The organism is Bacteroidia bacterium (genome assembly GCA_025056095.1).
Classification (GTDB): domain Bacteria; phylum Bacteroidota; class Bacteroidia; order JANWVE01; family JANWVE01; genus JANWVE01.
The window spans coordinates 1-2,866 of the sequence record JANWVW010000289.1; the positions used below are offsets into that span (position 1 = coordinate 1).

Here is a 2,866-nt window from a genome sequence, read left to right on the forward strand (position 1 = left end):
AGGGGGTGGGCGGGTGGGGCGCAGCACCGTTAGCCCGCAGCACGCCGACCCGAGCGCAGCGAGGGACACGCCCAAAATAAAAAACCTCAAATGCCTTGAATTATACAAGAATCAGGTAAGTTAAAATAACAGAATATACGTTACCATACCTGCTAAATAGCCTATTAAAGCCAGACCTGTAATATTTTTTAAGTACCAAGAAAATGTAATTTTCTCCATACCCATAACCGTTACTCCTGCGGCTGAACCTATAATCAACAAACTTCCGCCTGTACCTGCACAATATGCAATCAAGTGCCAAAAACTACTATCCATAGGATAAGCTTGCAAAGAATACATTCCCATAGAAGCAGCTACCAAAGGGACATTATCCACTATTGATGAAACTATACCTAATACAAAAGCAATCCCCCTCTCCGAAGGAATAACTTCATTCAGATTTGTCGCAAACTGATTTAATACATGTATCTCCTCTAAAACAGCTACACTAGCTAAAATCCCAAAAAAGAACAAAATACTAGGTACATCTATACGCGTCAGTGCATAATTAGCGGATAATCTTTGTACATCCTCATGCTCCTCATGCTTGTGGATAATATCCGCTACTAACCAAATAATCCCTAATCCTAAAAGCATTCCTAAGTAAGGCGGTAAATGAGTAAGAGTCTTGAAGGTAGGTACAGCTAACAAGAGTCCCGTACCTAAAATAAGCATAAGCAAACTACCCTTAATTTTTCTCTCCTCCTCTAAAACACTTTTTTCAGGGGGAGTAATATCACCCTTTACCTTGAAATGCAGCCAAATTAAAGGTACTAACAAGCATACCAGGCTAGGTAAAAATAAACGCAAAATAACCTCTGTAGTGGAAATACGCTGTGCTACCCATAACATAGTAGTAGTTACATCGCCTATAGGACTAAAAGCCCCTCCTGCATTAGCAGCAATAATGATAATCCCCGCAAAAAATTTTCTATCTTCTGCCTGACCAATGAATTTTCTTAATAGAGATACCATTACAATAGAAGTAGTCAAGTTATCTAAAATTGCAGACAAAATAAACGAGATAAAAGCTACCGCCCACAACAGTTTTCGTTTGCTTTTAATACGCAAACGGTTGACAATGAATTGAAAGCCGTTGTGTGAGTCTATTAGTTCCACAATGGTCATTGCTCCTACTAAAAATAACATTATCTCTGCTATGTTAGACAAGTGATGGCTTAGTTTATCTATCACTGTCTGTACATCTCCAATGTGTATATTGTAAATTATCCAAGTTATACCAGCCATTACTAAGGCAGTGGCCGTTTTATTAACTCCAATAACATGCTCAATAGAGATTAACAAATAACCTACAAGAAATATAATTACAATTATGGCGATCATGGTTTATTCTTCTAATTCTTTTTTGCGAAGGACATAAATAGGGCGCTGCTTTACATCTGTACCTATGCGTGCTAAGTATTCTCCGATAATACCTAAGGTAAAGAGTTGTATCCCACCGATGAACAAGACGGCTAAAATAGTAGATGTCCAACCGTGTATAGTCTTGTCTGTAAAAAAGTGCAAGTATAGTACAACTATTATAGCAATAAAGCTAACAATTGAAAAAAAAATTCCAAGATAAGAAGCTAATTGTAGAGGAAAGTAAGAGAATGAGGTAATTCCATCTATGGCAAAGCGGAGCATTTTTTTGAAAGGATATTTAGTTTCGCCTGCATGGCGTTCTTGGCGTTCATATTCTATTCCAGTAGTTCTAAAACCTGACCAAGCGACCATTCCTCTGATGAAGCGGCTGCGTTCAGGCATATTACGTAAATTTTCTGCTACCTTTTGGTCTATCAGGCGAAAGTCTCCTGTGTCTAAGGGAATTTCAAAGCTGGTAATTTTTCGCAATATCCGATAGAATACTTTTGCAGTAAGCAGTTTGAACCATGTCTCGCCCTTACGTTTTTTACGTTTAGCGTATATAACTTCATAGCCTTCTTCCCATTTTTTTATCATATCTATGATTAGTTCAGGGGGGTCTTGTAGGTCTGCGTCAATAATCACTACCATATCCCCAAAAGCATGGTCAATACCTGCAGTTACAGCTATCTGATGTCCAAAGTTTCGGCTAAATTCAAGATATTTTACTCTTTTATCTTGCTGGCGCAGCTTTCTCACTAAATCACCGGAAGCATCTTTGCTTCCATCATTGACAAAGATTAGCTCCCAAGTGTAAGGAACGGTATTTAGGACCTCTTTCAATCGCTGGTATAATACTTGTATATTTGGCTCTTCATTATAGATTGGAATGACTACGGAGAGTTTTTTTTCTTTCATGCACACTTAAAGCAGTGCAAAACTAACGAGTTAGTTCTAATACACAAAGTAAGAGTAATGCAAAACTCATGATAGCAATAATTCCCGCAGGCATCAGTTTGCGTGTTTTGAAGTATCGCATTAAGCCAAAAACAAGGTTAATTACACTCAATAAGGTGGCTAAAATAACACCATATTGTACAGTAGTTTTGTCGTCACTAGCGATAAGAAATGTAGATAGGGCTAATAGTACGGCAAAAGCTGATCCTGCAACTAAGGAAGCTTTGCTGCGGGCTTGTACGTATCCGAGGTATCCACCTGCGAGCATAAAAACAGCAAATATCAATGTAGAAATTGCTAATGTATTCATAATTATAACAAAGATATGATAAAAGACATATAAACAACAAAACAAAATTTTTTTAAGTTGTTTTATTTTTTGCGTTATGCTAAACTAATAGGTTGTTTTTTAGTTTTTTTGGGCGTGTCCTTGCTTGCGTTTCGCTGCGCTCATGCAAGCAAGGTCGGCGTGCTACGGGCTGACGGTGCTGCGCCCCACCCGCCC

Annotated in this window: 3 protein-coding genes; all 3 read right to left on the bottom strand. The window is 38.4% G+C overall.

Going from position 1 to position 2,866, the window contains the following annotated elements; translation table 11 throughout:
* Window positions 1-120: 120 nt before the first annotated feature.
* The 3 genes from nhaD to NZ519_13495 are packed head-to-tail and all read right to left on the bottom strand — an operon-like array spanning window position 121 to window position 2,671.
* Window positions 121-1,383: a sodium:proton antiporter NhaD gene (nhaD, locus tag NZ519_13485; GenBank protein ID MCS7029766.1), complete on the bottom strand. Its 1,263-nt coding sequence runs from the start codon at window positions 1,381-1,383 to the stop codon at window positions 121-123.
* A gap of 3 nt (window positions 1,384-1,386) precedes the next feature.
* Window positions 1,387-2,322, bottom strand: a complete 936-nt coding sequence (locus NZ519_13490; protein MCS7029767.1) for a glycosyltransferase family 2 protein — start codon at window positions 2,320-2,322, stop codon at window positions 1,387-1,389.
* Between the two features lie 22 nt (window positions 2,323-2,344).
* Complete coding sequence (locus NZ519_13495; protein MCS7029768.1) at window positions 2,345-2,671, bottom strand: TMEM14 family protein; 327 nt, start codon at window positions 2,669-2,671, stop codon at window positions 2,345-2,347.
* Between the last annotated feature and the right edge of the window lie 195 nt (window positions 2,672-2,866).